The 24,682-nt window shown below is 38.0% G+C and carries 28 protein-coding genes and 1 pseudogene; 11 read left to right on the plus strand and 18 right to left on the minus strand.

The annotated features are described in order from the left end of the window. The 5 genes from AC1DDX_RS11010 to htpG form a co-directional block, all read right to left on the minus strand. On the minus strand, positions 1 to 343 hold a 343-nt coding region (locus AC1DDX_RS11010; RefSeq protein ID WP_477622043.1), incomplete at its 3' end, for a TlpA family protein disulfide reductase. 33 nt (positions 344 to 376) lie between these two features. Continuing rightward, positions 377 to 1,627, minus strand: a complete 1,251-nt coding sequence (locus AC1DDX_RS11015; RefSeq protein ID WP_172662378.1) for a porin family protein — start codon at positions 1,625 to 1,627, stop codon at positions 377 to 379. Beyond that, positions 1,614 to 2,150, minus strand: coding sequence for an RNA polymerase sigma factor (locus tag AC1DDX_RS11020; protein WP_235207316.1), 537 nt, complete (start codon positions 2,148 to 2,150; stop codon positions 1,614 to 1,616). The genes AC1DDX_RS11015 and AC1DDX_RS11020 overlap by 14 nt, the downstream gene beginning before the upstream one ends. A gap of 149 nt (positions 2,151 to 2,299) precedes the next feature. Next, the gene (locus AC1DDX_RS11025; RefSeq protein ID WP_172662377.1) at positions 2,300 to 3,004 is read right to left on the minus strand and encodes a DUF4397 domain-containing protein; all 705 of its coding nucleotides are present in this window, start codon (positions 3,002 to 3,004) and stop codon (positions 2,300 to 2,302) included. Positions 3,005 to 3,183: 179 nt separating this feature from the next. Then, the gene (gene htpG, locus AC1DDX_RS11030; protein WP_337717089.1) at positions 3,184 to 5,073 is read right to left on the minus strand and encodes a molecular chaperone HtpG; all 1,890 of its coding nucleotides are present in this window, start codon (positions 5,071 to 5,073) and stop codon (positions 3,184 to 3,186) included. 140 nt (positions 5,074 to 5,213) lie between these two features. On the opposite strand from htpG, the gene AC1DDX_RS11035 reads away from it, so the two are divergent. Genes AC1DDX_RS11035 through def form a run of 5 tightly spaced genes read left to right on the plus strand, consistent with a single transcriptional unit; the run spans position 5,214 to position 9,710 of the window. Continuing rightward, complete coding sequence (locus tag AC1DDX_RS11035) at positions 5,214 to 6,194, plus strand: DUF2157 domain-containing protein (protein ID WP_337717087.1); 981 nt, start codon at positions 5,214 to 5,216, stop codon at positions 6,192 to 6,194. Then, positions 6,191 to 7,369 carry a hypothetical protein gene (locus AC1DDX_RS11040; protein ID WP_172662375.1) on the plus strand — a complete coding sequence of 393 codons (1,179 nt, stop codon included), beginning with the start codon at positions 6,191 to 6,193 and terminating at the stop codon, positions 7,367 to 7,369. Before AC1DDX_RS11035 ends, AC1DDX_RS11040 begins: the two co-directional genes overlap by 4 nt. Positions 7,370 to 7,406: 37 nt before the next feature. Next, positions 7,407 to 7,859, plus strand: a complete 453-nt coding sequence (locus tag AC1DDX_RS11045; protein WP_172662374.1) for a hypothetical protein — start codon at positions 7,407 to 7,409, stop codon at positions 7,857 to 7,859. Between the two features lie 36 nt (positions 7,860 to 7,895). Then, positions 7,896 to 9,125 carry a M16 family metallopeptidase gene (locus AC1DDX_RS11050; protein WP_337717085.1) on the plus strand — a complete coding sequence of 410 codons (1,230 nt, stop codon included), beginning with the start codon at positions 7,896 to 7,898 and terminating at the stop codon, positions 9,123 to 9,125. A gap of 18 nt (positions 9,126 to 9,143) precedes the next feature. Then, positions 9,144 to 9,710 carry a peptide deformylase gene (gene def, locus AC1DDX_RS11055; RefSeq protein ID WP_048908101.1) on the plus strand — a complete coding sequence of 189 codons (567 nt, stop codon included), beginning with the start codon at positions 9,144 to 9,146 and terminating at the stop codon, positions 9,708 to 9,710. On the opposite strand, the gene AC1DDX_RS11060 is transcribed toward def, so the two are convergent. The 3 genes from AC1DDX_RS11060 to AC1DDX_RS11070 are packed head-to-tail and all read right to left on the minus strand — an operon-like array spanning position 9,707 to position 11,762. Further along, entirely contained in the window at positions 9,707 to 10,348 is a 642-nt protein-coding gene (locus AC1DDX_RS11060; protein ID WP_172662372.1) for a peptidase associated/transthyretin-like domain-containing protein, read from the minus strand. The two genes, def and AC1DDX_RS11060, sit on opposite strands and share 4 nt — an antisense overlap. Before the next feature lie 54 nt (positions 10,349 to 10,402). Further along, the gene (locus AC1DDX_RS11065; protein WP_048908103.1) at positions 10,403 to 10,648 is read right to left on the minus strand and encodes a NifU family protein; all 246 of its coding nucleotides are present in this window, start codon (positions 10,646 to 10,648) and stop codon (positions 10,403 to 10,405) included. A 37-nt stretch (positions 10,649 to 10,685) separates the two neighbouring features. Further along, positions 10,686 to 11,762 (minus strand): Mrp/NBP35 family ATP-binding protein, encoded by a 1,077-nt coding sequence (locus tag AC1DDX_RS11070; protein ID WP_172662371.1) that lies wholly within the window; start codon positions 11,760 to 11,762, stop codon positions 10,686 to 10,688. A gap of 161 nt (positions 11,763 to 11,923) precedes the next feature. On the opposite strand from AC1DDX_RS11070, the gene AC1DDX_RS11075 reads away from it, so the two are divergent. The 3 genes and pseudogenes from AC1DDX_RS11075 (at position 11,924) to AC1DDX_RS11085 (ending at position 15,393) form a co-directional block, all read left to right on the plus strand. Beyond that, positions 11,924 to 14,101: a transglycosylase domain-containing protein gene (locus tag AC1DDX_RS11075; protein WP_172662370.1), complete on the plus strand. Its 2,178-nt coding sequence runs from the start codon at positions 11,924 to 11,926 to the stop codon at positions 14,099 to 14,101. Positions 14,102 to 14,133: 32 nt separating this feature from the next. Then, positions 14,134 to 14,691: a hypoxanthine phosphoribosyltransferase gene (gene hpt, locus AC1DDX_RS11080; protein WP_337717084.1), complete on the plus strand. Its 558-nt coding sequence runs from the start codon at positions 14,134 to 14,136 to the stop codon at positions 14,689 to 14,691. Positions 14,692 to 14,737: 46 nt separating this feature from the next. Continuing rightward, positions 14,738 to 15,393: pseudogene (locus AC1DDX_RS11085) on the plus strand (phosphatidylserine decarboxylase family protein). Between the two features lie 76 nt (positions 15,394 to 15,469). Here AC1DDX_RS11085 and AC1DDX_RS11090 read toward each other — a convergent pair. The 5 genes from AC1DDX_RS11090 to AC1DDX_RS11110 all read right to left on the minus strand — a co-directional run bounded on the left by AC1DDX_RS11090 (position 15,470) and on the right by AC1DDX_RS11110 (position 19,271). Beyond that, complete coding sequence (locus tag AC1DDX_RS11090) at positions 15,470 to 16,594, minus strand: mechanosensitive ion channel family protein (RefSeq protein ID WP_288881364.1); 1,125 nt, start codon at positions 16,592 to 16,594, stop codon at positions 15,470 to 15,472. A gap of 3 nt (positions 16,595 to 16,597) precedes the next feature. Then, a complete protein-coding gene (locus AC1DDX_RS11095; RefSeq protein ID WP_172662366.1) occupies positions 16,598 to 17,824 on the minus strand; it encodes a Glu/Leu/Phe/Val dehydrogenase dimerization domain-containing protein in 1,227 nt (408 codons plus the stop codon). A 247-nt stretch (positions 17,825 to 18,071) separates the two neighbouring features. Further along, positions 18,072 to 18,419 carry a 50S ribosomal protein L19 gene (gene rplS, locus AC1DDX_RS11100; RefSeq protein WP_048908108.1) on the minus strand — a complete coding sequence of 116 codons (348 nt, stop codon included), beginning with the start codon at positions 18,417 to 18,419 and terminating at the stop codon, positions 18,072 to 18,074. A 202-nt stretch (positions 18,420 to 18,621) separates the two neighbouring features. Further along, positions 18,622 to 18,915: a hypothetical protein gene (locus AC1DDX_RS11105; protein WP_172662365.1), complete on the minus strand. Its 294-nt coding sequence runs from the start codon at positions 18,913 to 18,915 to the stop codon at positions 18,622 to 18,624. Between the two features lie 47 nt (positions 18,916 to 18,962). After that, a complete protein-coding gene (locus tag AC1DDX_RS11110) occupies positions 18,963 to 19,271 on the minus strand; it encodes a hypothetical protein (protein WP_337717082.1) in 309 nt (102 codons plus the stop codon). A gap of 131 nt (positions 19,272 to 19,402) precedes the next feature. Here AC1DDX_RS11110 and AC1DDX_RS11115 point away from each other — a divergent pair, with 131 nt between their 5' ends. Beyond that, on the plus strand, positions 19,403 to 19,762 hold the full coding sequence (locus tag AC1DDX_RS11115) for a hypothetical protein (protein ID WP_172662363.1): 360 nt from the start codon (positions 19,403 to 19,405) through the stop codon (positions 19,760 to 19,762). On the opposite strand, the gene trmD is transcribed toward AC1DDX_RS11115, so the two are convergent. The 3 genes from trmD to AC1DDX_RS11130 all read right to left on the minus strand — a co-directional run bounded on the left by trmD (position 19,759) and on the right by AC1DDX_RS11130 (position 21,752). Continuing rightward, a complete protein-coding gene (trmD, locus tag AC1DDX_RS11120) occupies positions 19,759 to 20,436 on the minus strand; it encodes a tRNA (guanosine(37)-N1)-methyltransferase TrmD (protein WP_172662362.1) in 678 nt (225 codons plus the stop codon). The genes AC1DDX_RS11115 and trmD overlap by 4 nt on opposite strands. Before the next feature lie 15 nt (positions 20,437 to 20,451). Beyond that, positions 20,452 to 20,979 carry a ribosome maturation factor RimM gene (gene rimM / locus AC1DDX_RS11125; protein WP_048908112.1) on the minus strand — a complete coding sequence of 176 codons (528 nt, stop codon included), beginning with the start codon at positions 20,977 to 20,979 and terminating at the stop codon, positions 20,452 to 20,454. A 182-nt stretch (positions 20,980 to 21,161) separates the two neighbouring features. After that, positions 21,162 to 21,752, minus strand: a complete 591-nt coding sequence (locus AC1DDX_RS11130) for a 30S ribosomal protein S16 (protein ID WP_172662361.1) — start codon at positions 21,750 to 21,752, stop codon at positions 21,162 to 21,164. Positions 21,753 to 21,913: 161 nt separating this feature from the next. Here AC1DDX_RS11130 and AC1DDX_RS11135 point away from each other — a divergent pair, with 161 nt between their 5' ends. Both AC1DDX_RS11135 and AC1DDX_RS11140 read left to right on the plus strand, forming a co-directional pair. Then, positions 21,914 to 22,432 (plus strand): 5' nucleotidase, NT5C type, encoded by a 519-nt coding sequence (locus AC1DDX_RS11135; protein WP_246269689.1) that lies wholly within the window; start codon positions 21,914 to 21,916, stop codon positions 22,430 to 22,432. Between the two features lie 43 nt (positions 22,433 to 22,475). Beyond that, positions 22,476 to 22,796 carry a YbjQ family protein gene (locus tag AC1DDX_RS11140; RefSeq protein ID WP_048908115.1) on the plus strand — a complete coding sequence of 107 codons (321 nt, stop codon included), beginning with the start codon at positions 22,476 to 22,478 and terminating at the stop codon, positions 22,794 to 22,796. Positions 22,797 to 22,831: 35 nt separating this feature from the next. Here AC1DDX_RS11140 and pfkA read toward each other — a convergent pair whose 3' ends face one another. Then, entirely contained in the window at positions 22,832 to 23,815 is a 984-nt protein-coding gene (gene pfkA, locus AC1DDX_RS11145) for a 6-phosphofructokinase (RefSeq protein WP_172662360.1), read from the minus strand. Next, positions 23,808 to 24,682 (minus strand): thioredoxin family protein (locus tag AC1DDX_RS11150; protein WP_477622044.1); only part of this gene is annotated, 875 nt, incomplete at its 5' end. The genes AC1DDX_RS11150 and pfkA, both read right to left, overlap by 8 nt.

Below are 24,682 nucleotides of genomic sequence, written 5' to 3' on the forward strand. Positions count from 1 at the left end.
ATACAACATCCTTATCATTCTTGTATTGTTCATAAAGCTTGTTGATAGATGGCATTTCTGCCAGGCACGGAGGGCACCAGGTAGCCCAGAAATTAATAAAAATTACTTTGCCCTTTAATGAGCCGAGGTCTGTAACCTTCCCGGTCTTGTCTTCGAACTTAATTCCCGACAAATCTGCCGGAGGTGTTCCCTTTGCTATTGGTGCTGTTTTAGGTTTGAACAACCCGATTTCCATTAAGCCCTGCATTAGAAATGCCTTGGCCGAAGGAACAAATAAAATCACCAGAAACAATGCTATAAAGACCGCATTAACAATATTTTTCTTCGTCATCATCTCTTTCATAGCCAGGCAAAGTTACGCGTTTAAAAATAAACGCTAAAAATCCAGCTTAAGTCTTACGCCTGTGCCTATTAATCGCAAATTCTCTTTAGAAACCTCTTTCATTGGAACTTTCATAAAAGGTTCTATTGATACGGCTTTATTTTTAGATATCTTTTGTTTATAGCCAAATGAAAAATTATAGAATCCGATATACCTTCCATCTTTAATTTCAGAATCCTGTGCTGGTTCTACTACCCTTTCATTTACGGCAAATGTCTTAAGCTCCGCCAATCCATCACCACCAGAACTTACAGCACGCTCTACCAATTTTTCCTGAATGTAACTGTTGCTCTGTTTCTGATTAATTACGGCAAATGCAGATACTCCAACATTGGCATACAGGTTTTTACTTAAACGGTACTTCAGTTCAAGCGGAATATCTATACCGGTTACCTTAGCCTCTATTGATTCTAAATTTTTACTTTCGCCAGCAATAGCGGTACTTACAGGAGCAGGCAGGCTTCTTGATGCGGCCATTTCGCTATATGATACGCCGGAGTTTAAGGAGATTTTGTCTGATAAAGCATATCCCATACTTACCCCATAACCCATGTTGAGTTTTTTTGTATTTCCAAATGATGGCGAAACAACAAGTCCCATTTCCCATTTGTCTTCTTTTCGGGGAGCCGATGATTTTGCCAGCACTTCTCCCTGATTCTTTTTGGTTTCATTGTTTAGAAACTCCTGGAAAAGAGTGGTTTTATTTTCCGTTGCTATTGGTTTCGTTTCTGTTTTAACAATCTCTTGCTTAGTATCTGGAACGCGAACCGAAGGTACAACAACGGGATTGGATTTTTCAGCAATTGCTTCTGTAGAGGAGGCCGAAAGGGTATTTAAAGGCTCTTGAGCAGCGGTATAAACAGATATATTATTGCTTTCTCTTACCGCAGCTAATTGCTCATGTTCCTTCTCCACTATCGGCAAATCTGCTTCTTGTACAATGTTCTCTTCAATTTTTACAGAAGGGGCAGGTGTTTCCTTTTGCTTATGTTGTACGTTTTGTACAGGCAATACATCTGTTGTTTTGTTGGTGAAAAGTATAATTGCTGCACCGGCAATAAGTATTACTGCCGCCGCGCTGCTTAAGCGCCACAACCATAATACTTTTGCATTCCTTTTCCCTTCAATTTGATTGAAGTTTTCCCATGAGCCCGGAACATACTCCTCCTCATGCCCTGTCAGACTTTCCTTTATATGAGCTATTAACTCATCTTCAGATCCTTTCATATGTTCAATTGGTTGCATATGAATTAATTAATGTTTTAGAATACAGGTCCCTCAACTTATTCTTGGCTCGTGTAAGGTATACCCTGCTTGAGCTCTCTGGAATGTTCAACATTTTCGATATCTCATCGTGCGAAAAACCTTCAATTTCATACATATTAAAAATAAGCCGGTGTGTTTCCGGCAATTGATTAAGCAGCTTTAAAATGTCTTGCACATTTAATTGCGACACAGCATTGACTTGTGTAAGCGGTTGCTGATCCTCACTAATATCATCAACATACAAGTATGTCCTTTTTGTTCTTAAAAAATCTATTGCTGTTCTTGATGAAATTCTTGCTATCCAGCCCTTAAAGGCCTTTTGTAATTCGGTGTTATCTTTTGGAAAACTAAATTGCGTTATTCCTTTAAAAATCTTTATAAAACTGTCATTTACAAGCTCTTCCGAGTCATTTCTATCGTTAACATAACGCAAAACAACGCCCATTAAATAGCCATAGAATGATTTATAGATCATCTCTTTACTCTTGTTGTCATTCTTCAAACACCCCGCTATAATATCCTCAAGCCCGAGCATTCTTCTTCAGCACAATTAAGAATTCTTCTTATAATCATATCATATAGCGTACAGCAAACCAAATAAATTTAATTTAAGCCGACTTAAATTGCAGGCCGGCTTATTAAATCTTATTGTTAGTGAGTAAAAATAGCTGCTCCAACCTTCATTTCTTCTGTTGTAGCTGCCTTAAGTCCTTTTACCCAAATGGTATAAACTTTTCCGTTCTCAATTTTTTGATCAGCCAACGTTGCAACATCAGCACCGGCAGCGTCTTTAACTTTGAATGATACTTTATCACCAGCATCAACACTTTCAAAGTTACTATATTCTTTAAATTGTTTATTAGTAGCTACTGGCACATCTTTTCCAACTATCGATAAACTTAATGCAGGAGCGTCAGGGCTAAGGTTTATGAAACGAAGTTTCGCTTTACCGGCACCTGGCATGGTAACAGAATCTTTAACCAACAAGAACTTTACTTTATCAAATGAATCGATAATGAAAAGTGAATATGCCTTTTGATCGGCTAATTTTAATTTTTCTGTTAAAACGCTGGTAGAAGATCCTTTTTTGGTGATTTTTACGTCTCTCTCTCCTGAATAAATTTGCTTATAGTCAATTCTGTTGGTGTAAGCAAAATCATCGTTGTTTACCTTGGTATCTCCAATATAAAAATCTAATTTTTCAGTAGTTGGAGAAGCATGGATAACATCCATAGCAGATATCGGTTGTGGTGTATAGTCTATCTTATCCTTTGAACAAGACACCAATACTGCTGAGATGGTAACCGCAGCAATAAGTGTTTTCGATATCGCTTTAAATTTGTTTGAAATTTCCATAATGTACTATCTTTTTAAGGGTTGTTTTTTACGATTAATAAACTAAATGGTTAATGGCCATTAACACTTTTTTTCACTAAAACGACTCTGACCGTCAAAACGCTACACCAGCCTTAAAAATAAATATCCCGCTATGAAAAATTCATGGCGGGATATAAATACATTATAGATTTAAAAGCCTAGATCAGCTCAACGCTTCTGCTTACAAAAGCTGTTAATTCTGCTCCTGTTAACATTCCCTGAGCAAGCAAAGCTAAATCCACCGCTTGTTTAGCAAGCAGGCTCTGTTCTTCCTCGTTATCTGTTTTAAGGATCTTTCCAATCAATTTATGGTTTCCGTTAATAGCAACCTTATAACTGTCGGGCATATTGCCATAGAAGCCCATTCCGCCACCCATTTGTGCCATGTCCTTCATACGACGCATAAACTCATCCATAGTTACCGTAACAGGTAATTCATCCGGATTTAAGCCCACCACCTCTACGTGCATGCCTGGTTTCGTTATTGCTTTTTCAAAAATGCTCGACACCGTTTTACTTTGTTCCTCAGTAAGCACAGACTCAATAGCATCGCCTTTTTCAATTAATTTATCAGCTACGCTCGAATCTACACGCTTTAAAGCAGTTTTTTCAAGCTTTTGCTCCAGGTGACTAACAAAGTGATTATCAATAGCAGAATTCATCAACAACACATCGTAATCCTTTTTGTTGGCCGATTGAATAAAGCTATCTTGTTTTGAAGGGTCGTTTGAGTAGATATAAACTACCTGTCCGTTTTTATCAGTTTGGAAATCTTTAACTTTTTCACGATACTCATCAAGCGTAAAGTTTTCGTTCTTGGTGTTTGTAAGTAATGCAAAATCTTTTGCTTTGTCATTAAATTTCTCTTCACTTACCATTCCGTATTTTACGAACAGACCAATATCTCCCCACTTTTCTTCATATCCTTTACGGTCTTTGTTAAACAGCTCCTGAAGTTTATCAGCAACTTTTTTAGTGATATAGCTGTTGATTTTTTTAACATTACTATCTGCCTGTAAAAAGCTTCTTGAAACGTTCAAAGGAATATCAGGTGAGTCAATAACACCATGTAATAACATCAAGAACTCCGGCACAATATCTTTTACCTCATCGGTAATAAATACCTGGCGCGAAAACAACTTGATCTTATTGCGCTGCATATCAAAATCATTTTTCACTTTAGGGAAATACAATACTCCGGTTAAGTTAAAAGGATAATCTACATTCAAATGGATCCAGAACAATGGATCTTCAGAGAATGGATATAATTGCTTGTAAAATGCAAGATAGTCTTCGTCTGACAAATCTGCAGGCGCCTTAGTCCAGATCGGATTGGTTGTATTGATAATATTATCAACCTCAACTCCTATAGTTTTTGGTTTTCCTTCTTCATCTTCACCATCTGGCTCCTGAACTGTTTTTGTTCCAAACTTAATGGGTACAGGTAAAAATTTGCCATACTTATCAAGAATCTCTTCTATTTTGTGATTGTCTAAAAACTCCTCAGACTCTGCATTTATGTGGAGGATAATTTCAGTGCCGCGTGTTGTTTTGCTGCCTGCAGTAATTTCAAACTCGGTACTGCCATCGCAAACCCATCTTGCCGGCTCTGCGCCTTCCTGATAAGAAAGTGTTTGGATCTCTACCAAATCAGATACCATAAAGGCCGAATAAAAGCCTAAACCAAACTTACCAATGATCTCATTAGCATCTTTGGCGTCTTTAAATTTCTCTACAAACTCACTTGCTCCCGAAAACGCGACCTGATTGATGTATTTTTTGATCTCTTCGGCAGTCATCCCCAAACCATTATCGGTAATGGTAATGGTCTTCTTTTCTTTGTCAACAGCAACCTCTACTAAAGGGTTACCCAGCTCTCCGCTATACTGACCAAGGGCTGCTAAGCGTTTAATTTTTTGTACCGCATCAACGGCATTTGAAACAAGTTCTCTTAAAAAGATCTCGTTATCGGAATACAGGAATTTCTTGATGATTGGGAAAATGTTCTCCGTGTGAATGGATATCGTTCCTTTTTCTTCTATGCTCATATGTTAACTCATTTTTAAGTACATAGGCTCACTATCAATGGATGTTCCAAATTACTTTTTGTTGTCAAATTGACAGTAAGTAACATTTACACGACATCTTTTTTGTATACTTGAGTATCCTATGATCAACATCTCAACCAATGAACATTGAATTTTTTAAAAAGCTTTTTGAAGAAGGCAGTATTTCCGAAGAATCATTCGAAAAGGTCAAAAATGCCTCCCGAACTACATTGTTTTCCTTGCATTGGGAGATAAAAACTTTACTTTACCTAGGTGTTATGCTGTTAAGTTCCGGCATGGGTATTCTCATCTATAAAAACATAGATACAATTGGCCATCAGGTCATTTTATTGATCATTGCTGCCATCAGTGGCGGATGTTTTTTTTATTGCTTCAAAAATAAGAAGCCCTTTAGCAAAGAATTGATAAAATCTCCGAACTCATTTTTTGATTATATCCTCCTTCTGGGCTGCCTTAGCTTTTTATCATTTGTTGGTTATTTGCAGTTCCAGTATACCGTATTTGGCACCAACTACGGAATGGCAACTTTCATCCCGATGGTTGCATTGTTTTATATTGCCTATGAGTTTGATCATCTGGGTATTTTAGCCATGGGAATTACCAATCTAGCCATTTGGATGGGCGTATCTGTAACCCCAAAGCAATTGCTGTTAAACGCTGATTTTAATAGTCAGACCGTTATATATACTTATCTGTTTCTAGGATTATTACTACTTCTTGCTGCCTACCTGAGCGTCTATTTTAACTTTAAAAAGCACTTCAGGTTTACTTACCAACATTTCGGTGTACACCTTTCCTTTATATCGCTATTAGCAGGCTACTTCTTTTATTATGATTCGGCCTTTTCATTTCTATTCATGGTTGCCATGTTTGCACTGGCCTTCTACATTTATAAAGATGCCATGAAACATCAGTCTTTCTACTTCTTGTTACTGGTTGTTATCTATACTTATATAGCCATTAGCACCCTCGTAGTAAGGGGGCTTTTCGCGATGAAAGATGATGCATCAATCACCCTTTCGTTTATGTATTTTATTGCCTCTGCAATTGGTATTATATTTCTATTAATTAACCTCAACAAGAAAATTAAAGCCGTATGATTATTTATAACAACATTTGGCTGGCTAATTTATTAATTAGAGAAGAAGCACAAAAGGCCCGTAAAGCAGAAGCAATAAGTATTAACGAGCAAAAGGAAATAGAGGATAAACATCCTGTAGGATTTTATTCTCCTAATATTTTTATCAGAATAGGTCTGTTTATTCTAACCTGCATCATTGTTTCCTTTTCCATTGGATTACTGATGCTTATGGTAAGCGACACGAATGTTATTGACAAATGGGGCTTTTCTTTTTTTGTGGGGATTCTTACTTACATCGCTCTCGAGCTAATGGTAAGAAAAAGCAATCATTTTAAATCAGGAGTTGATGATGCCTTAATGTGGATTTCAGGAGGACTGGTTTTAACTGCATTTATTATACTACAAGCAGATGTAAGCAATAATTTCCCTTATTCACGAATTTCATTCTTTTTATGTTTATTAGCACTGTTCTATGCTGTCCGCTTTACAGATATGTTAATGACAGCAATAGGCCTTTTAGCGCTTATTGCCACTATCTTTTTCGTTTGGAAAGACCTTTTTTCATGGGGAATGGCAACCATGCCCTTTTTAATGATGATCGTCTGTTCAGGAATTTATTTTTTATCCAAACGGAGTATCGGAAAAAAAGCTAGCCTCTATTACACCAGCTGTTTATATGTAGTTCAAATTGTAAGTTTGCTTGTTTTATATCTGGCAGGAAATTATTACGTGGTACAATCGCTTAGCCCTGCTAGCGAAGGCATATACAATAGCGCAGAACCGGCTCCTGTTCCCTTTGGATTTTTCTTCTGGGCATGGACTATCCTTATCCCTTTTATTTATTTAGGGCTTGGAATAAAAAACAAAGACGTAATCATATTACGAACAGGCCTGATCCTAGTAGCGGCAGCAGCATTTACTTTCAGAAACTACTACCATCTCATGCCAATTGAAGGTGCGCTTAGCATTGTCGGGATCATCCTGTTGGGGATTTGTTATATGGTAATGAAATACCTTAAAACACCTAAACACGGCTTTACCTATGAAGATTTAGAAGACGGGAATTTTATGGACAAGCTAAAAGTAGAATCACTCATTGTATCTGAAACTTTCTCTGGCACCCAGCCTCAGGGCGAAAATACCAGATTTGGTGGTGGAGACTTTGGAGGTGGTGGCGCCAGTGGTAATTTCTAAAGAAATCGTTATCTTGAGCTAACTTAATGCTTTAAGAATGAACTCTTCCAAATTAAAAGCAATGCAAACCATACATCTTGCATTCTGCCTGGCCATCGTTTTAATGGCAGCCACCTCGTATCTAACCGTTAAAGATCGTCTTTACCTGGATGCTGATTTGAATCAGAATGATATATTCTTCCCGCTATTCCCTTTGATTGGTCTTGTTTCAATTGCATTAGGGCAGTTCCTGTTCAAAAAGCAATTATCTAATCTTCATGGACTTTCTGCAGATGACAAGATCAATAAATATCAAGTGGCTTTTTTAATGCGCACAGCTCTATTCGAACTTCCGGCACTGTTAAATATTGTTGGGTTTCTGGTAAGTGGCAACATTGTGTTTCTGATTGCCGGAGTGGTTTTCTTTATGCTCCTGTTATCAGCAAGGCCAAACAAACAGGCTATTATTGAGGTCCTAAACCTGAACTATCCGGACACAGAAAAATTATAATCGCATGATATATTTCTCTGTATCTTTGCACAATTAATGGAATACAACGTTCACACCTTGCCTAATGGCATCCGCATACTTCATGTACCATCTGCATCAGCAATATCTCATGCCTGTATTATTATTAATAGTGGCTCCAGAGATGAGAACGATGAAAATCCAGGACTGGCCCATTTTATTGAGCACCTGATTTTTAAGCGTACCGAAAAGCGCAGTACAAATCAAATATTAAATAGACTTGAAAGTGTTGGCGCAGACTTAAATGCCTATACCACAAAAGAGTATACATGCATCCATGCTTCATTTCTAAACCCCTATCTGGACAGAACCCTGGAGCTTTTTAACGATATCGTTTTTCATTCTACATTTCCTGAAGATGAAATGGATAAAGAGAAAAGTGTGATACTGGATGAAATAGCCTCCTACCTCGATCAGCCTGAAGAAGCTATTTATGACGATTTTGAGGATTTGGTATTTTCGGGACACGCACTTGGACGCAATATACTGGGGACAACAGAAAGCGTAAGCAAAATCACTCAGAAAGACATTCATCAGTTTATAAAAGAAAACTATCATACAGATAAGATGGTAATTGCGGTATTGGGCAATTATTCTTTAAATAAGGTTGTAAAAGTTGGCGCAAAACACTATTCGGAAATCCCGGCTAACCTGCATACATCAACCAGAGAAACCCCATTAAAGGCTCCTGTTGTTACTAAAACATTCAATAAGCCAATCCAGCAAGCCCATGCAATGCTAGGCTCTCAGGCTTACTCTTTACATCACCCTTATAAAACAGGTCTGTTATTATTAAACAACCTTCTTGGGGGCAATGGAATGAGCTCTATCCTGAACCTTCAAATCAGAGAAAAGTATGGAATTGCCTATACCATTGAATCTGGCTATAGTCCATTAAGTGATACAGGTATTTTTACCCTTTATTTTGGCACTGATAAGGAAAAAGTAAATAAGGCAAGTGCGCTTATTTTTAAAGAACTGAAAAAGCTTCGCGATAATCACTTCAGCGAAGTACAACTCCAAAAAGCTAAGAATAAATTCATCGGACAGATTGCCCTGGGCGAAGAAAACCGAATCGGACTCATTATTTCTATGGCCAAAAGCCTTATCGACTACGATAAAATAGATGATCTCGAAACCGTTTTCAGCAAGATACAGGCAGTATCAACAACAGATATTGGTAATATTACCAATGAAATATTAGATGAAAGTAATCTTAGTGCGCTAACTTTTTATCCTTTAGGGTAATATTTGTATTTTTGCAGAATGAAGTTACCCATTGTAGCATACGGAGATCCGGTTTTGAAAAAAGTATGCGCTCCAATTGATGAGACATACCCGGATTTGGCACAGCTAATCACCAATATGTTCGACACCATGTATAATGCAAGCGGTGTTGGCTTGGCAGCCCCTCAGATTGGGTTACCAATACGCCTGTTTATTGTGGATACTGGCGCCGATGAAAAAGATAAAAACCGTTTTAAAAAGGTATTTATCAATGCTGAAATTCTGGAAGAAACCGGAGAACCATGGGCTTTTAATGAAGGATGCTTAAGTATTCCTGACATCAGAGAAGATGTGACCCGTAAACCAAATGTTCTTATTGAATATTATGATGAGAACTGGGAGCTTCATACCGAAGAATTTACAGGTATGCCTGCTCGTGTTATTCAACACGAATACGACCATATAGAAGGCACTTTATTTACAGATAAATTAGGATTATTGCGTAAAAGAATGCTTCAAAGTAAGTTAGATGCAATTTCTAAAGGCAATATAAAGGCCGATTATAAGATGCGTTTCCCTAATCAACACAAAGGTAAAAAGCGCTAATTATCGGCGCTTCTACTCTTATCTCCCTTAAAGATAGACTGCATTAGTTTACCCCATGCAAATGGATTAAGCAAAGGATTCGTTTGAACCATGTTCTTGTTTAGCGACCTTTCATGATTTGTCCTGAAATTCGTGCTCTGAATTTCTCCACCATCTCTTGGAAGGGTTTGCATTAAACCAGACAGGCTTTCTTGTGAAAGGTTTTTAGCAGCGATAGCGTAATCATCGTCTGCTATCTTCATAGACATAAAGTCTCTCGTAAATTCCTCCACAGTTGCCCAGGGATAAACCCGAACGGTAGGAAGGTTGATGATCTCAGCTTTCAGCTTAATCATAGCCGTGTACTTAGTATCATTAATTACAGAGGGAACAGCTAAAAGCAAATCTTTATAACCTACTGCAGTATACAAAATCGTATCTCCGGGATGGGCGATAAAAGAAAAGAAGCCCTTATAATTGGCCGCATAACGCTGCTCCTTGTTTGATAAATTTGTAACCGTAACGTAAGGCACAACAGTATTACTATCCACATCGGTAATAATTCCGGAAAATTGGATCAATTTCTTATCCGTAGTTATTTGCTGTGCAAATACCGAGGAAACGAAAAGAAGCAATATTAAGGTGAACGAATACTTCATGTTACAAAATTAGCTGTATTTGGTAAAACGGCTAGTTAAATAGTGTTAAATCGTTTATACTGGCTCAGCTAAATTTATAGCTACTACTGAAGTAATTTGTGGTACTGCCTTCATAATTGCTTGTTCAATGCCCGCTTTCATTGTCATAAAGCTCATTTTGCAGGATCCGCAGTTACCTAATAATTTTAATTTAACTACATTCTCCGGCGTAATCTCTTCAATCGCAACGTCTCCACCATCCGCTATTAAATACGGACGAATGGTCTCTAGTGCCTGCTCTACTTGTTCTGTTAAATTCATTGGTTATATTTTATTAAAGTATAAAAATAGTAAATTTTTAGCAATTAGCAGTTTGTGCATTATTTATAGCTACCTGCTGCGCTACTTTTCCTGCTATTTCTGCGAATGCTCCAGAAAGCACACTCTCTGTATTTAAGGCTATAGGCGCTCCATTATCTCCTGCTTCTGCAATACTTTGTACAATTGGAATTTCACCTAAAAACGGCACATCAAAAGATTTTGCCAATTCTTTACCTCCATCTTTACCAAAAATATAATACTTATTCTCTGGCAATTCTTCAGGTGTAAAATAAGCCATATTTTCGACAACTCCTAAAACAGGAATATTGATGCCCGGCATTTTAAACATAGCTAACCCTTTTCTGGTATCAGCTAAAGCCACCTGCTGAGGAGTGGTAACGATTACAGCCCCGGTAATTGGAAAGCTTTGCGTAATGGTGATGTGGATATCTCCGGTACCCGGAGGAAGATCTACGATCAGGTAATCAAGCTCACCCCAATCGGCATCATTAAACAACTGCTTTACTGCATTCGAAGCCATCGGTCCGCGCCATGGCACTGGCTGATCAGGATCTGCAAAAAAACCTAGCGACAGTAATTTTATACCATACTTTTCAATTGGCAAGATCAGCGTTTTACCGTCTTGCGTTTCCCTCGCACTTGGCTTTGCACCAACCAGATCGAACATTGTAGGCACAGATGGCCCGTAAATATCCGCATCTATCAGGCCAACCTTTGCTCCATCAGCAGCTAAAGACACGGCCAGGTTACTTGCAACAGTCGATTTCCCTACACCACCTTTTCCAGATGAAACCAGAATGATATTTCTAATGTCTTTTAACTGGGTGCTATCCATTGGCTTGGTTACCCTCGAAGTAATATTGATAGTCACCTCTGCCTCCTGGCTAACAAAATGTTTAATCGAGTTAAGGCAGGCATTCTTAAGCATATCCTTCATAGGACATGCAGGAGTCGTCAGTTCTAAGGTAAAACTTACGTTCTTATCTTCTATTTTTAAGTCTTTGATCATGTTCAAAGTCACCAGATCTTTCTTAAGGTCAGGGTCTTCAACATTTCTCAAGGCAGCAAGGACTTGTTCTTGGCTAATAATCATTGTTACAAATTTAACTAAAACTCCCCAAGCATTCATGGCTCTTCGTTACATTATTGCAAATGGGTGAATAATTTTAATTGACTTTAGCGTTTTTAGTGTAATTTTAACACGAAATAAACATTTGTATTTAACGTTTAGCAATAAAAATTTTATTCTACAGCATGCATCTTCCAAAAATTAATATCCCTAAAAAATACATAAAGATAGGAGCGTGGGTTTTAGGCTGTTTTCTAGTGGTTTGCATTACGGTTGGTGCCATTGCTTACAACAAAAGAGAAGCTTTACTAAAGACAATGATGGCCAAAGCAATTGCCAAGGCCGACAAAGACTTTAATCTGAATATTAAAATTGGAACGGCTGGCTTTAGTGGTCTTAGTACCGTTCACATGACCAATATTACAATTGTACCTAAAGATAGAGATACCTTAACCACCATCAATGATCTAACTGTAGGTGTAAAACTGTTTCCCTTAATTGTTGGCAATGTAAAATTATCTGAAGTTACCCTAAATACCGGCAAAATAAATATTGTATTTAAAGATTCACTTAGCAATCTCGACTTCATTCTAAAACGTAAAAAGAAAGATAGTACAGAGAAAAAATCTAAGGTAGATCTTGGTGATTTAGCCCACAACCTACTTAATCAGTTTCTTTATAAAATACCGGACAACATGGAGGTTAAAAACCTGATGTTAGCCGTTAATGATAACGACACCGCCCATTTAAAGTTCTTAACCACCACCGCAACAATAGACGATGGCGACCTAACCTCTACAATACTTGTAAATGATAAAGACGCAACCTGGCATATAAACGGGAAATTAAAGCCGGGGAAAAAACAGCTCGATGTGATGCTGTTTGCAGACAAAGGTCCTGTTCAGCTTCAATATCTTAATGATAAACTGCACGCTAAGTTTAGCTTTGACACCGTCAGAACAGAGATGAAAAATGCAGACTATAGTGGCGATGCTTTCAAAATAGAAGGCTCATGGTCGGTAAAGAACTTACTTATCAATCATCCAAAAATTGCGTCCAATGATATCGTTGTCCCCGATGCAAAGATTAATGCCGATATGCTTATCGGAGAAAACTACCTTGCACTGGATAGCTCTTCAACAATTCTTTTAAAAAATGCGACGATACACCCATACTTAAAATATACACTATCTCCTAACAAGATCTATGAGGTAAAAGTTCGTGCTCCGGAGCAAGATGCCCAGGAGCTTTTCAACTCTTTTCCGCATGGACTATTCGAATCGCTGGAAGGATTAAAAGTGAGCGGGAAGCTTAAGTACGATCTTGACTTTTATCTTGACAGCTCTTTGCCTGATAGTGTTAAGTTTTACTCGGGATTAACACCTGCAAACTTTAAGATCTTAAAATTAGGTAAAACTAATCTGCAGAAAATTAATAAAGACTTTATATACACACCATACGAGCGCGGAAAGCCGATGCGGGATATCATGATAGGCCCTTCCAATCCTAATTACACCCCGCTTTCAGAGGTCTCGAGCAACTTTAAAAATGCAATATTAACCTCCGAAGACCCTTCTTTCTTTACACATAAAGGGTTCGTTCAGGAATCGATTCGCAAATCTTTTGCAGTAAACTTTAAAGAGAAAAGGTTTGTTCGTGGTGGCAGTACCATTTCGATGCAATTGGTTAAGAACATTTTTTTAAGTCGACAAAAAACCCTTGCCCGCAAAGCAGAGGAAATATTAATTGTTTGGCTTATAGAAAACAACCACCTTATTACTAAAAACAGAATGCTAGAAGTCTATTTTAACATTATTGAAATGGGGCAGAATGTTTACGGTATCGGTGAAGCTACAAGACATTATTTTGGAAAAAGACCGTCAGACCTAAATATTGGAGAAGGCATATTCCTTGCAAATATAGTTCCCCGACCTAAAATAGCCTTATATAAGTTCAGAGGTGATGGTGGCCTCAAAGACTATATGTATCCGTACTTTAAATACATCGGGAACATTATGGCCAAAAGAGGGTTAACTCCTCCTGATACCAGCGGTTATGGCTTCTATAACGTACATCTAAGAGAAGGACTACGACAATATTTATTGCCAGACACCACCACCATTGATACAAATGCTTTTGACAATGATGACCCTCTACCTGCAATAGAAACACATGATGCCTCTAAAAATCTGTTTGACCGGTTATTTGGCGGAGAAGCAAAGAAAGATTCTATTTCAAAACCGAATATAACTGTTGATACAGTGAAGAAAACCCGGAAACAACTAAGAGAAGAAAAAAGAGAGCAGCGAAGAAAAGAAAAAGCCCTGGAAGAGGAGCTCGAAAAGCAGAAAAAAGAAAACTAACAGCCGCCCTCTTATTGGTTAATCTCGTAACTATGAACAAAATTCAAATAGAAGATAAAGAATTCGAAATCTTAATTCAAAATGACAATATCGCTAAGCGAACCCGCTTAATCGGCATCCAAATAAATGTAGATTACGAGAATCGTTGCCCTATATTTATTGGCGTTYTGAACGGAAGTTTTTTGTTTATGGCCGATCTTTTAAAAGAGATTACCATATCCTGCGAAGTCGGGTTTATCAAAGTCTCGTCTTATGAGGGCACAGAAAGCAGTGGTAACATCAGGGAGACCTTTGGTTTGCCTAACGACCTAAAGGATAGAGATGTTATTCTGATTGAAGACATTGTTGATACCGGACTTACCCTCAGTTATATACTTGCTGAAGTATATAAACAAAACCCTGCATCTGTTAAAGTTTGTTCCCTTTTATTAAAACCAGCTGCCCTAAAACGCCCAATTGAAGAACTGGAATATGTAGGCTTCGAACTCAGTAATGAATTTGTTGTGGGCTACGGACTAGACTATAATGGTCTCGGAAGAAACCTTACTGATATCTACAGAGCCAAAACTGTTGCTCCTCTTTTACCGTAATCCGATATTTTTTTCCCAATTTTGCACCAAACATATTTCTACAAGAATGACCATACACAAAGAAGGATATACCACTATAGCTCACTACTCTTCATCTTTATAATTAATGCAGTTGTTGACTATAAATTTGCAGACATTACCTGGTTAAGGTGGTTCATTTATATTTTTTCTTTTGCACTGTTTATTACCGTACTACAGTTCTTCAGAAACCCCAGCCGTAACTTTACAACGGGTGATAATCTGGTAATTTGCCCTGCCGACGGTAAAGTTGTAGTGATCGAAGAAACTCAGGAAGGCGAGTATTTTAAAGACAAAAGATTACAGGTATCCATATTTATGTCGCCTGTAAATGTACATATCAACAGAAACCCTATTTCTGGGGTAGTTAAATTCTTCAAATACCATCCGGGCAAATACCTTGCTGCATGGAACCCGAAATCATCAACAGAAAACGAACGTACAACCGTTGTCGTAGAACACAAAAATGGCACTCCGGTATTATTCAGACAAATTGCAGGCGCACTTGCCCGACGCATTGTTTGGTATGTTAAAGAGGGGGATAATGTTGAGCAGTCTGAACAATTCGGCTTTATTAAATTTGGTTCAAGAGTAGATATATTTTTACCAATTGGCACCAAAGTTAATCTTGAGCTCGATCAGGTCGTAAAAGGCGGTATTACCGTTTTGGCTGAACTTTCTTAAAGAATTTGGTATCCTCATAGTTAGCCGGGAACCCCGTCATCTCTCCTATCGTCGAGATGACGACCAGAACCCTCTTTTATCCCTTATTTTCAATAGCAGGAGCATCCGATACCGACCGTTGTGTTGGGTAAGCGAACTCAGATTTATACCGCTCTACTATTTCAATCAGCTTAAAGTTAATTTCTTCTTTTACCTTAACGTACTGGCTGTGCTCCATATTTATCACCAAATACACAACCTGTACATGTAATGCAAAATCGCCGAAATTATCAAAGGTCGCATACCCGTCTTTTGTATTGGCATTTCCATTTAAATATTCATTAATGGCATTTACAATGTTTTTTACGTCTTCACTCTTCGTTTCATAGGTTAGTCCTATCTGAAAGTTTACCCGTCGGTAATTCCTTAAAGTAACATTTTCCAGTACTCCATCAATCATTGCCCTGTTCGGGATAACAATTGTTGTCTTATCCGGACTTATCAGCCAGGTGCTCCTAAAGCCAACCTTTTCTATCGTTCCCTCAATTCCATCAACCTTAACCACATCCCCTACAGTGAAGGGCTTATCCAGAAATATCGTAAAAGAGCCTATTAAATTCTCTAAACTCTCTTTAGCTGCCAGGGCTATAGCTATACCTCCAATGCCTAATCCCGTAATTAATGTTAGCACGTTGATTTCAAAAACAAAACCCAACAGCACAAAGAAGCCTAAAAAGCAGATTAAAGTTTTTGTTAGCTCTTTTAAAAATGGAATTAACTGATCATCAGCCTTGTTATTGGTTAACGATGCCTTATACTTTAAAACATGCGCTATAAAGTCGATTATCCTTAAAATAATCCAGAATATAGATAGAATGATGAAGAACAAAAATATCTTATCGATACAGTCCCCTATAGTCACCTCAAGCTTAGATTTCGCCTTGTGCCATACGATAACATCTAAAGGATATTTTAATTGATTTACGGCAAGGTAAAATGTACAAAACGTAATGAAAGATTCGATAGGCTTTAAAAGCAGCGATACAAATGTGTCGTCTTTAATATTTTCAGCAAATTTTTTAAATGCTGTAAAAATCAAAAGACTAAACAGACGAGATACCAGTCTTTTAAAAATCAGGCCCAATAAAATGAACCCTCCAAAAAGACAGTATTGCTTTACTGTGTTCCCCCAAAATACCTGATCGAAAATATTAATATCCATAGTTTATACCAATTGTTTTAGTGCGATTTCAAAGGCCGTTCTAGACAAGCCGGTTTTAGCTGTATCGTGCTTATAAACAGCCTTCATTGCTTTATATATTACTTCAGATGCATCGGAAAAAATAGCATCATCACTCATTTCAACATTTCTTTGCATTAAATATGCGAATACTCTGGCCATACCGCAATTAGAAATAAAATCAGGAATCACAGCAACGTGATTATCCGCATGTTCCATAATGCTGCCAAAGAAAATTTCCTTATCCGCAAAAGGTACGTTTGCACCACAGGCAATCACTTCAAGCCCACCAATTATCAACTGATCTACCTCCTCTTGCTTTACCAAACGCGAGGCTGCAGCGGGAACAAATATTTCTGCCCCGATGTCCCATATCTCCTTATTGGCATCTTCAAAAGACAACAACGAAGGAGCTATCAGCGTATTGCCTGTTCTGTTGTTAAACAGACCAATAACTTCCTCGGCAGTAAAGCCATTAGTGTTAATCAGTCCACCAACACGATCAATTATTCCAACAATTTTTACGCCATTTTGAGCCAGATAATATCCTGCCGAAGCAGCAACATTACCCCAACCCTGAATAATTGCTTTTTTCCCTGCCAGCTCACCTCCCCAGATCTTATAAAAATGGCCAATTGATTCTGCTACACCGTAACCTGTAATCATATCAGCTACCTTATATTTTCTTTTAATATCCGGAGTGTAGTTCAAGTCCTCAAGAACCTTTGAAACGCCATAGCGTAACTGACCAATTTGATGAATGCGCTCATTCTCTCTAGCCTGATAATGCCCATTGATCACCCCTTCCTGCGGATGCCATAAGCCATAATCTTCAGTTATAGGGATAACCTCATGAATTTCATCAATATTTAAATCGCCTCCGGTGCCATAATAGCTTTTTAGCAAAGGCATTACAGCCTTATACCACCTTTCAAGAACCTGCGCTTTTCTTGGATCTGCAGGATCGAAATTAATTCCGGACTTAGCTCCGCCTATAGGTGGGCCCGAAACGGTAAATTTCACCTCCATTGTTTTTGCTAAAGACTCAACCTCTCTCTTGTCTAGCCCCTTACGCATTCGGGTACCTCCACCCGCAGCACCGCCGCGTAGTGAATTAATAACTACCCAGCCTTCGGCTTCAGATTCCTTGTCTTTCCACTCAAAAACAATCTCAGGTCGTTTATCCTCAAATTTTTTTAATAGTTCTTTCATCAATGTTCCAGTTAGTTCCAGAATTAAACTGACAACATCGTTATACCTTTAGCGGGTATAATGAGGCATTTAGTTAAATCCGATAAGTTAGTTACAGCAAACTTAGATAAAAGCAACTGTGCATTTACGATACATCATTAAAATAATGATAAATCGTAATAATTTACTCGGAACAGAGTGGTTTCGGGGCAAACAAAAAAACCTCCCCGATACAATCGGGAAGGTTAATATGCTTTTTCTAAAGAAATTAAACTCTTTTAGATTTGATACGAGCTGCTTTACCAGTTAACTCACGTAGATAGAATAATTTCGATCTGCGAACTTTACCGTGACTGTTAACTTCAACTTTAGCGATGTTTGGAGAATTTATCGGGAAGATACGTTCAACACCAACACCATTAGACATTTTACGAACGGTAAACGTTTCATTAGCACCAACGCTATTACGTTGTAATACTACACCTTGGTAAATTTGAATACGTTCTTTATTACCTTCGCGAATTTTATAGTGAACACTCACTGTATCTCCTGATTTGAATGCAGGAAACTCATTTTTTGCGATTACCTGCTCTTCAACAAATTTTACTAAATCCATGATTTTAAGCTATTAAGCCGATTTTTTGTTGTTTAAAATCGGACTGCAATATTAGGAATTTTATTTTAGAAATAAAAGCGATTTTTGTTTTTTTCCACATTCTTTATTATTTCCACATATTCAAAAGCAAATCTACTCATTTTTCAGATAAATAATTAGACCGGTAAAGCGTCTGTAAATAGCATGTATCCAGTACTATTCGCTAGGCGCTAACAGACTCAGAGCTATTATATTCCATTATCAACACGCTTAAGTCCTGACAACAAATTTTTGAGTTGGCCAGCTCCCCTATTTTCATATGAAACATAATCTCAAGTTTTCTTACCATTTCGTAAGGAATATCTGCCTTATCCGTAACTTTTAGCTTCCTGTAATTATGAAAAGTATTAGAAGCAATTCCCAGTTCACGTGGGATAATCCTTAGTGCTGCCTTATAATTTGGTAAGTTTAACTTTCTTATTGCTTCATCAATTTTATATTTTCTTTGTTCTTTCATGATATAATCTTGTCAGTTAGTCAGTTTTTTTGAATTTATTCTACACATCATTCCCTACTTTGCTGTAGTTCAGTATTTATCAGCTCATCAAGCGTTTTACCTCTTATTGGCTTATTCAGCAATCCTCCTGTCTGCAGTTCAAATAATTGCTCAAACAGCACCACAATTTCATGAGGAATATCCTGAGAATCACTAAAAAGAATGTTCCGATAATTATGAAGCGTGTTGAGTGAGATGCTTAAATATTTGGGCAGTTTTCTAATCGCTTCGCGGCGGTGGCCGATCGATCTTTTTAGCAAACACTCGTTAATCTTGTACTTCCTCGGTGCACTGTCGCTGATCTTTACTTTTTTCATACTTACGTTAGTTTAATTTGGTTATACTTATTTTTTGTATTTTTATCAAAAAAATGTAATGCTATTCATAATTTTATAGCATAAATACACCAAATATTTTAAGTGTTAGCCAAATTTATACGAATTTTTTTATGGCATTAAAGCGGATAGTCGATGAGCTACTCAAAGAAAAAGGCAGATCCATGACCTGGCTTGCTGAAAAAATGGACAAAACCTTTGATGGCCTGAAGCTGAGTTTAACCCGGGGATCAATAAAATATAATGACATTATAACCCTTTCAAAGGTCCTTGACGTACCGCCTGCCACGTTTTTTCAAACAACAGTAATACCGTACAGCAACAAAAGCGTAGAAAGCCTTGTAAGCGATCAAAAAGCAGAGTATACCGATCTAAAGAGCAATTTGAAAAATTGCAAAGAGATGCTTACCGCATTAAAAGATCAAATAAAAGATAAGGATAAAATTATTTCGCTCCTGAGCAAAGGAAACTAGTCTTCGAGTAAATCAGGGCGACGTTGTTGTGTTCTGGCCAAAGCCTGATCATGGCGCCATTCATTAATCTTTGCCTCGTGACCGCTTAATAGCACATCAGGAACTTTATGTCCGTTCCAGTCAGCCGGCCTCGTATAAACAGGAGCATCCAGTAGCTCTCCCTGGAAGCTATCAGACAAAGCCGATGTCTCATCATTCAAAACACCAGGAATAAGCCTTACAATGGCATCAACCAAAACTGCTGCAGGAAGCTCTCCTCCCGACAAAACATAATCTCCGATAGAAATCTCACGTGTTACAAATAAATCTCTTACGCGCTGGTCTATGCCCTTGTAATGACCACATAGAATCATAATGTTGCCCTTGCCCGATAATTCATTTGCAATCGTCTGGTTAAAAGTCACCCCATCCGGGCTCATAAAAATTACTTCATCGTAATCACGTTCAGCCTTTAGCCCTTCTATACACCTGGCAAAAGGCTCAATAGACATCACCATGCCGCTACCACCACCATAAGGATAATCATCTACACTTTTTTGCTTGTTCGTGGCATAATCTCTAAGGTTATGAACCACTATCTCAGCAATACCTTTCTTTTGAGCACGTTGCAAAATAGAGTGGGCAAAAGGGCTATCCAAAAGAGCCGGCAAAACAGTTATAATGTCAAAACGCATGGTGCAAAGATAAAATTAAGGATTGATATATATGTCTAATAAGCCTTCGGGCAAATCAACAAGCATAGTGCCTTCATCCTCATCAATCTCAACAATCATATCATCATTCAAAGGAAACAGGATTTCCTTACTTTGATAGGCTACCGTTGCAACAAATTGCTGAGGGTATTCATTTACCTCAATAATTTCGCCAAGCTCCCCATGTGTTTCATCAAAAACAACAAAGCCTTTTAAATCATTATAATGAAAATCTTCATCAGAACGATCTGGCATTTTTGTTAAAGGCAGATATACCTTTTTTCTTAACAGAGGCTGGGCCTTGTCTATATGATCGATGTCGTCAAAATAGAAATTCCCTGTATTATTAGTCTGAAGCTTATAAGACGATACAAAGAAAGGCACCATTTTGCCATTTATATCAGCAAAAATCACATCAAGTTCCAGTAATTCAGGCTCATCATATTCAAAGAACAGCTGAACCTCTCCCTTTAATCCCTTTGTTTTGGTAATGTATCCTATATAAAACGCTTCTTCTATTTTCATTGGTGTATCGTTAATTTTTGGTCTTGTTGTATTCCTACAGTACCATCACCTCAGCTTCCGTCATCTCTCCTATCGTCGAGATGACGGAAATGAAGATCAGCCTTTCATAAAACCTTTAAATAAAAAAATAGCGAAGAAATCATATAAAAGATTCTTCGCTATTATTCAGAATAACAAAAATACTATGCTTCTTCTTCTTTGCTTTCTTCTGTAGCTTCTGCTGCAGGAGTTTCTTCTGCTACCGGAGCTTCTTCAGTTGCAGCTTCAGCTACTGGAGCTTCTTCAACAACTTCTTCTTCTACAACCTCTTCTACCGGTGCATTTTTAATTGCAAGGGCAGCAGCACGGTCAGCATTTTTCTTAGCTTCAGCAGCTAGAGCAGCTTTTCTAACTTCATCTTTAGATTTAGTTAAGCCCTCTTTTTTGCCTTCAATTTTACCGTCTTTAGCGCTTAACCATTCAGCAAATTTAGCTTCCGCTTGTTCTGCAGTTAACGCACCTTTTTTAACACCACCTTCTAAGTGTTTTTTGTATAAAACACCTTTGTAAGAAAGGATAGCACGACAAGTATCCGTAGGTTCAGCACCTTTGTTTACCCAGTCTAAAGTTTTGTCAAAGTTAAGATCGATAGTAGCTGGATTGGTGTTTGGGTTGTATGAACCTAAACGCTCAATGAATTTACCATCTCTTGGTGAGCGGGAATCCGCTACCACAACGTGGAAAAAAGGTTTACCTTTTTTACCGAATCTTTGCAATCTGATTTTAGTTGCCATTTCTCTTTTAGTTTATGTATTCAACATAGTTCCCGGAGCTTCGTGCTTGCGGGGTTGCAAAAGTAAGTAAAATACTAATGATTAACAAGATGCAATAATTTTAAATTCATTTAACATAACTGTCTCCCCAATTAAAGATATTTGGAGCAAACGATATACAAATGAGAATAGCCATAGACATGGACGAGGTTTTAGCCGATCCGATACACAAATTTATACACCTTTATAACCGGGATTACGGAATCCCGCTCGACTTGATTATTGAACCGGGAAATGAAGTTTACCATCATATGCCCGAGCATATTAACAATAAATGGTTCGATTATATTAATGAAAAGGGCTTTTTTAGAGACCTTCCGCTTATTGAAGGAAGTGTAGAAGCTGTAAAAAAATTACAGGAACATCATGATATATATATCGTTTCGGCAGCAACAGAATTTAGAAACTCTCTTGAAGATAAACTTGACTGGCTGGCAGAACATTTTCCTTTTATTACCTGGAGAAACATCATGTTCTGCGGTGATAAAATTGTTGATGTAGATGTAATGATTGATGACAGGGCTAAAAATTTCGCTGGTTTTAAAGGCCGGAAACTATTATTCTCTTCGCCACACAACTTACTGTTAAAAGATTACGAGCGTGTAGATACCTGGCAGCAGGTTCTGGATAAATTACTGTAACAAATCCACAAAATCATCATCAAACCTAAAAACCAATTAAAAGATGCTAATTACAACAACCAATTCAGTAGAAGGCAAAAAAGTAGTTAAATACATAGGCCTTGTAAGTGGCGAAACCATTATCGGTGCCAATATTTTTAAAGATCTTTTTGCCGGAATACGAGACATCGTTGGAGGCAGATCGGGATCGTATGAACAAGTATTAAGAGAAGGTAAAAATACTGCGATTAATGAAATGCAGCAATACGCAGCCGCAATGGGTGCAAATGCCATAATCGGAGTAGATTTAGATTATGAAACAGTAGGTAGCGGCGGCAGCATGTTAATGGTTGCTGCAACAGGAACCGCTGTAGTAATAGAATAATAAACAAAGGCCCTAAAATTTAGGGCCTTTGTTTATTATAGTGACAATATCTCTACCAGTTTTAACCAGGCAGGACTTATTTCTTTTGCATCAATATGCTTAATAGCATGATTAAATGGCGTAAAAACAATCTCTTTATTCTTTTGTCCAACCATTACGCCTGTCTGTCCGGCTAAGATCCCCTCTACAGCAACCACACCTAAGCGGCTAGCCAAAACTCTATCCATGCAGCTTGGCTTACCTCCACGCTGAATATGGCCCAGTACAGAAACCCTGATGTCATACGCCGGAAATTTCTCTTTAAGAACCTCGCCAACATTAAAGCCGCCACCGATCTCATCACCTTCGGCAACAATAATTATTTTCGATGCCTTATCCTTACGTCCGGTCTCAAGTCTGGTAACCAAACCATCAATACCCATATTTGCTTCAGGTATCATAATCGCCTCAGCACCTACCCCTATTCCACTTCTTAAAGCAATAAGACCAGAATCACGGCCCATCACTTCAACAATAAATAAACGGTCATGAGATTCTGCAGTATCTCTGATTTTATCTACAGCATTAATAACGGTATTAATTGCAGTATCATAACCTATTGTAAAATCAGTTCCTTCCAGATCATTATCAATAGTTCCAGGCAAACCTATAACAGGATAATCAAATTCGTGTGTAAACAAATCTGCTCCCGTAAAAGTACCATCACCACCAATAACAATTAATGCGTCTATGTTATTTTTCTTTAATTGATCGTACGCCTGTTGCCTTCCTTCTTTGGTTCGGAATGAATCACTCCTTGCCGTTTTCAAAATCGTTCCTCCACGTTGAATGATATTTGCTACCGACTTACGGTCCATTTCAATAAAGTCGCCATTCACCAGTCCTTCGTAGCCTCTTAAAATACCAGTAACTTGTAAATCGTAGTAAATTGCTGCCCTTACTACTGCTCGTATTGCAGCGTTCATTCCGGGAGCATCGCCTCCAGATGTTAATACACCTATGTTTTTAATCTTATTCATTTGGTTTTTCAGCTTGTTTGAATTTATCTAAACCACTTTGTAAATATGCAGCATATTCTTTTGCATCAAAAATCGCCCCCTGTGGTTTAACTAAGGGAATTAAATCATGTCCTGCCAATACATAGAAAGGCTGAGAGTTAGATCCATATTTTGTAGCCTGGAAATCACCGTTCCACTTGCCCAGATCATCTGTTGTTGTTCTCAGAATCTCCGAATAATGAACTTTTTCCTTCGGCATTTTAATTTTGCGCTCATCTACATAAAGCTGTATTAATACGTATTCGTTAATTATACGTCCTACCTCGGCATCTATCCATACTTTATCTTCCATTTTGCGGCAGTTCACACATGCCCAGCCTGTAAAATCTATCATAACAGGCTTGTTTACCTTTTTAGCATAAGCTAAGCCTTCTTCCAGATCAAAAAACGGAGTAAAACCAATTGGTTTTTTAAATACATCATCGTATTTCACTTTAGAAGGAAACTCGGTATCCACTTTTGATTGCGATGAGCCGTTCCCGTTAAGGATAAAATCCTGAGTATTCATTGGCGGTGCAAGTCCACTTAAAACGCTTACCGGCGCCCCCCATAAACCAGGCACCATGTAAATGGCAAACGAAAACGAAAGTATGGCAAGGAATAATCGTGGTACCGATACATATGGCAGATCACTGTCGTGCGAAAACTTGAGTTTCCCCAATAAGTAAATACCCATTAAGAAGAAAATCACGATCCACAGCACCAGGAACACCTCACGGTCGAACCATTCCCAATGCCAAACCAAATCGGCAGCAGAAAGGAATTTCAACGCTAAAGCAAGCTCAAGGAAACCAAGGCAAACCTTCACGCTATTCAACCATCCCCCTG

The organism is Pedobacter sp. 10L46_2 (assembly GCF_056395165.1).

Coding starts and splice junctions, on each gene's coding strand:
- AC1DDX_RS11015 (WP_172662378.1), bottom strand. CDS start 1,627: ATGCAACCAATTGAACATATGAAAGGATCTGAAGATGAGTTAATAGCT.
- AC1DDX_RS11025 (WP_172662377.1), bottom strand. CDS start 3,004: ATGGAAATTTCAAACAAATTTAAAGCGATATCGAAAACACTTATTGCT.
- htpG (WP_337717089.1), bottom strand. CDS start 5,073: ATGAGCATAGAAGAAAAAGGAACGATATCCATTCACACGGAGAACATT.
- AC1DDX_RS11035 (WP_337717087.1), top strand. CDS start 5,214: ATGAACATTGAATTTTTTAAAAAGCTTTTTGAAGAAGGCAGTATTTCC.
- AC1DDX_RS11040 (WP_172662375.1), top strand. CDS start 6,191: ATGATTATTTATAACAACATTTGGCTGGCTAATTTATTAATTAGAGAA.
- AC1DDX_RS11045 (WP_172662374.1), top strand. CDS start 7,407: ATGAACTCTTCCAAATTAAAAGCAATGCAAACCATACATCTTGCATTC.
- AC1DDX_RS11050 (WP_337717085.1), top strand. CDS start 7,896: ATGGAATACAACGTTCACACCTTGCCTAATGGCATCCGCATACTTCAT.
- def (WP_048908101.1), top strand. CDS start 9,144: ATGAAGTTACCCATTGTAGCATACGGAGATCCGGTTTTGAAAAAAGTA.
- AC1DDX_RS11060 (WP_172662372.1), bottom strand. CDS start 10,348: ATGAAGTATTCGTTCACCTTAATATTGCTTCTTTTCGTTTCCTCGGTA.
- AC1DDX_RS11065 (WP_048908103.1), bottom strand. CDS start 10,648: ATGAATTTAACAGAACAAGTAGAGCAGGCACTAGAGACCATTCGTCCG.
- AC1DDX_RS11070 (WP_172662371.1), bottom strand. CDS start 11,762: ATGATTATTAGCCAAGAACAAGTCCTTGCTGCCTTGAGAAATGTTGAA.
- AC1DDX_RS11075 (WP_172662370.1), top strand. CDS start 11,924: ATGCATCTTCCAAAAATTAATATCCCTAAAAAATACATAAAGATAGGA.
- AC1DDX_RS11090 (WP_288881364.1), bottom strand. CDS start 16,594: ATGGATATTAATATTTTCGATCAGGTATTTTGGGGGAACACAGTAAAG.
- AC1DDX_RS11095 (WP_172662366.1), bottom strand. CDS start 17,824: ATGAAAGAACTATTAAAAAAATTTGAGGATAAACGACCTGAGATTGTT.
- rplS (WP_048908108.1), bottom strand. CDS start 18,419: ATGGATTTAGTAAAATTTGTTGAAGAGCAGGTAATCGCAAAAAATGAG.
- AC1DDX_RS11105 (WP_172662365.1), bottom strand. CDS start 18,915: ATGAAAGAACAAAGAAAATATAAAATTGATGAAGCAATAAGAAAGTTA.
- AC1DDX_RS11110 (WP_337717082.1), bottom strand. CDS start 19,271: ATGAAAAAAGTAAAGATCAGCGACAGTGCACCGAGGAAGTACAAGATT.
- AC1DDX_RS11115 (WP_172662363.1), top strand. CDS start 19,403: ATGGCATTAAAGCGGATAGTCGATGAGCTACTCAAAGAAAAAGGCAGA.
- trmD (WP_172662362.1), bottom strand. CDS start 20,436: ATGCGTTTTGACATTATAACTGTTTTGCCGGCTCTTTTGGATAGCCCT.
- rimM (WP_048908112.1), bottom strand. CDS start 20,979: ATGAAAATAGAAGAAGCGTTTTATATAGGATACATTACCAAAACAAAG.
- AC1DDX_RS11130 (WP_172662361.1), bottom strand. CDS start 21,752: ATGGCAACTAAAATCAGATTGCAAAGATTCGGTAAAAAAGGTAAACCT.
- AC1DDX_RS11135 (WP_246269689.1), top strand. CDS start 21,914: ATGAGAATAGCCATAGACATGGACGAGGTTTTAGCCGATCCGATACAC.
- AC1DDX_RS11140 (WP_048908115.1), top strand. CDS start 22,476: ATGCTAATTACAACAACCAATTCAGTAGAAGGCAAAAAAGTAGTTAAA.
- pfkA (WP_172662360.1), bottom strand. CDS start 23,815: ATGAATAAGATTAAAAACATAGGTGTATTAACATCTGGAGGCGATGCT.